This is a genomic window from Nocardia sp. NPDC060220 (genome assembly GCF_042727815.1).
In the GTDB taxonomy this organism is placed as follows: domain Bacteria; phylum Actinomycetota; class Actinomycetes; order Mycobacteriales; family Mycobacteriaceae; genus Nocardia.
This window is the reverse complement of record NZ_JBHWZY010000825.1, coordinates 1-3,028: the sequence shown is the minus strand read 5'-3', so window position 1 is coordinate 3,028 and position 3,028 is coordinate 1. Positions and strand designations below refer to the sequence as shown.

Below are 3,028 nucleotides of genomic sequence, written 5' to 3'. Positions count from 1 at the left end.
CAGGAGTTGGTCGAGCGCGCGCTCGACATCTTCCTTCCAGCCGTGATCGGAGTCGAGTTCCAGGCGCAGCCGGGGGAAGCGGTGGTGCGGGGCCACCACTTCGAAACCGACCTCGGCGAGGAAATCCGCGTCGATCATGCAGGTTTCGGGAGTGCACCTCGTCGCGGACGACGGGTCCCGCAGCGGCGCCGCGATCCGTTCCATCAACCGCATCGACGATCCGAAGCCGCGATCGGCTACCGAACTCGACGGTGGGCCGTTGCGAATGCCGAATGCTTCCAGCGCCCGCACGCCACGACGCACCAGATCGGCCACCACGGCCTGAACAAGGCGATGGGCTACATCGGCCTCATCGTAGGGGAATTCGGCCTGCAGCGTGGTCAGCAGGACCGCGTCCGGGCTTACTGGGGACGTGGGGAACAGCGCGGAACGTGGCACGGCACTCGGAGGTGAGTACAGCGCACAGCCCGCGAGGTTGTTGTCCACGTGGGCCACCTGCCCGCACGAACCCCACTCGAGCATCACCGTCGAGAGCCAGGCTTCCTTTTCGAAGACCGGATCGCTGAACGCGTGCGAGTCCGCGGCGACAGCCGGGTCGAGCTCCCAGAACACACACCGCCGGGTGTGCGCCGGGAGCTGACCGAGCCCGTCGAGAGTCAAAGCCGTGACGCTGGTCGACACCGCTCTGTTCAGCCTCCAGCTGTCGGATTCATCCACGCTCACGCCACATCACTATCCACAGTACGTGCCGCCTCTTTCAGTCACAGTGACGTTTCGGGGCCGACTTGCTCCATCAGCGCCACGATGCGCTCGAGATCTTCGACGGACCCGAACTCGACAACGATCTTGCCCTTGTTCTTGCCGAGGCTGACCGTGACTCGGGTGTCGTAGGACCCCGACAGTCTCTCGGCAACATCTTGCAGACCCGGCATGTGGATCGGTTTACGCTTCGGTGCCGGGGGAGCGGTCGGCGTGGGCTCGCGGTTCGCGAGTTGCACCGCTTCCTCCGTAGACCGAACCGACATTCCCTCACGGACGATTCGTGCAGCCAATTCTTCCTGGGCGTCCGCGCCGGCATCCAAGCCGAGCAGCGCCCTGGCGTGTCCGGCCGAGAGCACCCCGGCGGCCACCCGACGCTGCACGGGAATCGGCAGCTTCAGCAAACGAATCATATTCGTCACCACCGGCCGCGAGCGACCGATTCGCGAAGCCAATTCCTCGTGCGTGACGTCGAACTCCTCGAGCAGCTGCTGATAGGCCGCCGCCTCCTCGAGGGGGTTCAGCTGCACGCGGTGGATGTTCTCCAGGAGCGCGTCACGCAGCATCGAGCCGTCGTCGGTGTCCCGGATGATCGCGGGGATCGTGGCGAGTCCGGCCTCTTGGCATGCGCGCCAGCGGCGCTCGCCCATGACCAACTGGAACTTGTCGACGCCCGGTTCGACGCGGCGCACGACGATCGGCTGCATGAGACCGAACTCGCGAATCGAGTGCACGAGCTCCGCGAGTGCGTCTTCCTCGAAGACCTGACGCGGCTGCTTCGGGTTCGGCTCGATCAGGTCAGCGGGGACCTCGCGGTACACCGCGCCGCCGGGGGAGACCAGATCGGATTCGGGCTCGGGCTCCGGCGCGGGCTCCGCGTCCGGAACACGATGCAGGAACGCCTCGGCCGGTTGCGGGCCGATCGGGTTGATTCCGATCACGCTCGCGGCGGCACTGCTCAAGCCCGGCGCCACTGCCGGACCCGTCGGGATCAATGCGGCCAACCCGCGACCGAGACCGCCCTTTTTCGCCTGACTCATCGGCTACCGATCCCTTCCTCGTTCCAACTCACGCTTAAGACGCGTCTTGCTTCAGCTGCGCACGAGCGGCCAGCTCGCGCCCCGCGTCCATGTAGCTCATCGCACCGCGCGAGCCTGGATCGTAATCGAGCACGGTCATCCCATAGCCCGGCGCCTCCGAGACCTTCACGCTGCGCGGGATCATCGACTTGAGGACCACATCGCCGAAGTGATTACGCACTTCCTCGGCCACCTGGTCGGCCAGCTTGGTGCGGCCGTCGTACATCGTCAGCAGGACGGTCGACACGTGTAGCTCCGGGTTCAGGTGCGCCTGCACCAGCCCGATATTGCGGAGCAACTGACCGACACCCTCCAGCGCGTAGTACTCACACTGGATCGGAATCAGCACCTCCTTGGCCGCCACGAGCGCGTTGACCGTGAGCAAACCGAGGGAGGGCGGGCAGTCGATCAACACGTAATCGATGTCGAAGCCGACCATGCCCGCCTCGCGGATCGCGGTCTTCAACCGGCCTTCCCTGGCGACCATCGAGACCAGTTCGATCTCCGCGCCGGCCAGGTCGATCGTGGCTGGGACACACAGCAATCGCTCGCTGTGCGGGCTCACTTGGATCGCGTCCTTGACCGTCACTTCACCGATCAGGAGCTCGTAGCTGGACGGCACACCCGAGTTGTGTGCGACGCCCAGCGCCGTACTCGCGTTGCCCTGCGGATCAAGATCGACCACAAGGACCGTCATTCCCTGGTGCGCTAGCGCCGCAGCGAGATTGACCGTCGTAGTCGTCTTACCGACGCCGCCCTTCTGGTTGGCGATAGTGATGATCCGTTGCTCGCGAGGTTTCGGCACAGTGACCTTTCCTGGATGCAGAATCTGGCTGGCGCGTTGCGCTTCCGCCGCGATCGGGGTCTCGGCCGGGGAGATGTGCCCGAAAGGAGTATTCCCGAACGTCTCCGCGTCGAAGCTGCTGGAATCCAGCATCCCCGGGACCCGCGACGCTGTTTCCCGTGAAACATTCGCCGGACCGCTCGACATAGATTGCTCCTAACCCGAGAAACTTCAGATCACGTATCCCCGACGAACGTCGGCGCCGTGTCGTCACAAACTAACTGTGTCGGTGGAGAACTCGAAGACTCGAGGAGGGTGGCTCACTCCCGCCCGACTCTGACAGCTTGCCAGCCTCGAGACACTTAGGAAAGCTGAATCGCGGCACGCCGACAAGGACACACCCAAC

At 64.7% G+C, this 3,028-nt stretch carries 3 protein-coding genes; all 3 read right to left on the bottom strand.

Annotation, left to right across the window (positions count from 1 at the left end; all coding sequences use genetic code 11):
* Window positions 1-681: GNAT family N-acetyltransferase (locus ACFWF3_RS30290; RefSeq protein WP_379317079.1), on the bottom strand; the 681-nt coding region annotated here is incomplete at its 3' end.
* A gap of 80 nt (window positions 682-761) precedes the next feature.
* Complete coding sequence (locus ACFWF3_RS30285) at window positions 762-1,799, bottom strand: ParB/RepB/Spo0J family partition protein (RefSeq protein WP_379317077.1); 1,038 nt, start codon at window positions 1,797-1,799, stop codon at window positions 762-764.
* Window positions 1,800-1,833: 34 nt separating this feature from the next.
* A complete protein-coding gene (locus ACFWF3_RS30280; protein ID WP_378989374.1) occupies window positions 1,834-2,829 on the bottom strand; it encodes a ParA family protein in 996 nt (331 codons plus the stop codon).
* Window positions 2,830-3,028 lie beyond the last annotated feature (199 nt).